The organism is Nocardia farcinica (assembly GCF_029867845.1).
In the GTDB taxonomy this organism is placed as follows: Bacteria; Actinomycetota; Actinomycetes; order Mycobacteriales; family Mycobacteriaceae; genus Nocardia; species Nocardia farcinica_A.
On sequence record NZ_JARWRU010001222.1, the window covers coordinates 1 to 3,176 of the forward strand.

At 72.4% G+C, this 3,176-nt stretch carries 1 protein-coding gene; it reads right to left on the reverse strand.

Annotated features, from left to right (window positions below; genetic code table 11):
• The coding region (car, locus tag QH283_RS27075; protein ID WP_280505759.1) for a carboxylic acid reductase at positions 1 to 3,176 on the reverse strand (3,176 nt) is incomplete at both ends.

Sequence of the window (3,176 nt, forward strand, 5' to 3'; positions counted from 1 at the left end):
GGTCCACCCAGTCGCGGTGGGCGGGGATGCGTTCGATCGGGTGGCCCGCCTCGATAAGCCAGTCGACGAAGGTGTCGAGGCTGATGCCGTCGTCGTGCGGGTTGAGCACGTTGTAGGTGCGGAAGCCCGAGGTGCGGGCGCCGAGCTCGGTGACGGCGGCGGCGGTGAAATCGGCGGGCAGGCCGTCGTAGTGGGCGCGCGGGCGCGGGCCGTCGACGGTCTCGGCGTAGAACGAGGCGGGGGCGACGCCGGTGGCCAGGACGCTCAGCAGCAGGCGGGTGAACACGTCGGGGATGTTCAACTGACCGGCGAAGCGGCTGTGCGCCAGGATCATGTCCGAGCGGAAGACCGTGACCGGCAGCCCACACAGGTCGTGCGCCTCGCGCAGCAGCACCTCGGCGGCCCACTTGCTGTTGCCGTAACCGTCGGCGTAGCCGCGGTCGACCCGGCGCTCGGGGCTCATCCGCCGGATGTCGCCGTCCTCGGCGCGGCGGTCCGGCGGGATCTGGGCGGCCACGGCCACGGTGGACAGGAAGTCCACGGGCTTGAGCCGTTCGGTCATGGCCAGCCGCAGGATCTCGGCGGTGCCGACGACGTTCGGGCCGAACAGCTGCCGGTAGGGCAGCACGTGGTTGACCAGCGCGGCGGGGTGCACGATGTGGTCCACCTCGGACGCCAGCCGCTGCCACTGCCCCGGGTCGAGACCGAGCCCGGGCTGGCCGATGTCGCCGGGCAGCACCTCGAGCCCGCGTCCGGCCAGTTTCTCGAAGCGGCGCAACAGCTCGGCGTCACCGGTGTCGAAGGCCTGCTCGAGACGGCTCAGGGCGGCGGCGCGGTCGCGGCCGCGGACCACGCAGACCAGTTTCCCGTCGACGCGGTCGAGCCGTTCGAGCCACTCCAGACACAGGAAACGGCCGAGATAACCGTTGGCGCCGGTGAGCAGCACGGTGCGCGGGGGCGTCACGGGGGCGGGCAGGGTGGGCGCGGCGGCGAGGGTGGCCTCGTCCAGGAAGGCGGCGAGGGTGAGCTCGGCGGCGGTGACCCGCGACTCGTCGGGGTGGACGCGCTCGAAGACGCCTGCGCCGGAACGGAGCGCACGGCTCGACTCGATGTGCGCGGCCAGGGCGCGCAGATCGGTGGCCGGGCCGGTGATGACGCCGACCGGCACCTCGACGTCGAAGATCTCCCGCAGCAGATTCGACAGCGCCAGCGCCGCCAGCGAGTCGCCGCCGAGGTCGCCGAAGTGCGCGCCTGCGGGCAGCTCTTCCCCGGAGCCGAGGACGGCGGCGGCCGCGCGGGTCACCGTCGCCTGCACCGGGCGGTCGGCGGCCTCGCGGCGCAGGGCGGCCAGTTCGTCGTGCCGCGCGGCGGCCAGGTCGGCGTAGAGCTGTTCCAGGCGGTCGCGATAGCGCGCCTCCACAGCGGGGCGCATGATCTTGCCGATGCCGGACAGCAGCCCGGCCGCGACGGTCCACGGCTCGGTCTCGACGAGGATGTCGCGGGGGATCTCGTAGGACTCCAGGTCCGCGTCCCGCGCGAGCGCGCGCAGCTCGGCCAGCAGGCGGGCCTTCACCCGTGCCGGATCGCCGCCGCGCAGTTCCTCGGCGGGTACCACGACGGCGAGCAGGAAGGAGCGGGCGCTGTTGCCGTACACCAGGATCTGGTGCACCAGCGGGCTGTGGTTGAACACCGCCTCCAACCGGGCGATGGTGACGAACTCGCCCTGCGCGAGTTTGAGCACGTTGTTGCGCCGGTCCAGCTGGACGAGCCGGTCGGGCGCGATCTCGGCGACGATGTCACCGGTGCGGTAGTAGCCGTCCTCGTCGAAGATCTGGGCGTTGAGCTCGGGGCGCCTGTAGTAGCCGGGGATCATGGAGACGGTCTTCAGCAGCAGCTCGCCACGCGGGTGCGGGCGATCGGTGCGGAAGTAGCCGAGTTCGGGCACATCGGCGAGCCGGTAGTCGAGCACCGGCGGGCGACGCACCTTGGACTCGATGACCACGCTGGCGCCCGCTTCGGTGGAGCCGTAGCCGTCGAGCAGGGTCAGCTCGAGCACCGACTCCATGAACTCCTTCAGCTCGGGGGCCAGCGGCGCGCTGCCGCACACCACCGACAGCAGCCGGTCGCCGAAGAGCTGTTCGCGCAGTTCGGCTTTCACCTGCCGCGCCACCCGATCGCGGTCGGCCTCGGTCACCGCCCGGCGTCGCAACTCGCTCTGGAAGCGCTGGAACACCATCTCGCAGACGCGCGGCACCAAGAACAGCTCGGTCGGGCGGGCCAGCGCGAGATCCTCGAAGAGAGTGGACATGTCGCTGCTCGCGGTGAAGTAGGCGACGCCGCCGCGGGCCAGCAGCCCGAACAGGCTCAACCGGCCCGCGACGTGGCTGAGCGGCAGATAGTTGAAGTTCACCGCGGCCACCGGCAACTGTCCCAGCCACATGATCTTCACCAGGCGCTCGGTGTACATGGCGCCCTTGGGGGTGCCGGTGCTGCCGGAGGTGTAGATCAGCAGGGTCAGCGGGTCTTCGTCGGCGCGGTCGTCGGCGGGGACGGGCGGCAGGGCGCGGCCGCGTTCCTGCACCTCGGCCAGGGTCTCGATCAGGGCCGGGCTCCCCGCCTCGGCGAGCCGGGCGCGGGCGGCGGCCAGGGCGGCGCGGTGGGCGTCGAGTCCGGGGTCGTAGTCGAAGACGTGCAGCGCATGCGGGGCGTGCCCGGCGAGCACGCAGTTCACCGCGTGCGGCAGCGAATCGAGACCGGCGGCGAGGATCACCGGCTCGGTCTCGGTCGTGATCGCCGCCAGCCGCTCCACCGACGCGGAGGCCTGTAGCGGCACGGTGACCAGCCCGGCCTCGGCGCAGGCGAGATCGGCCACGGCGTAGTCGATGCTGTTGAACCCGAGGGTGGCGACCACATCGCCCGCGCGCAGGCCGAGGCGGTCGTCGTGCCGCCAGGCGTTCGCGACGGCCCGCATGCGCTCGCCCAGCTCGCGGTAGGTGAGCGTGTCGTAGCCGGGCAGCAGGCGGCGGACGCGCTCTCCGGTGGTCTCGTCGACGACGAGTTCGCTACTGCGCGCGGCCACCGCCGGACGATCGGCGTAGGCGGCGAAGACGGTGGTGATCAGCTCGCGCAGGCGGACGCCCGGCCGGTTGATCGCCTCGGTGACGGCGGGTTCGGGG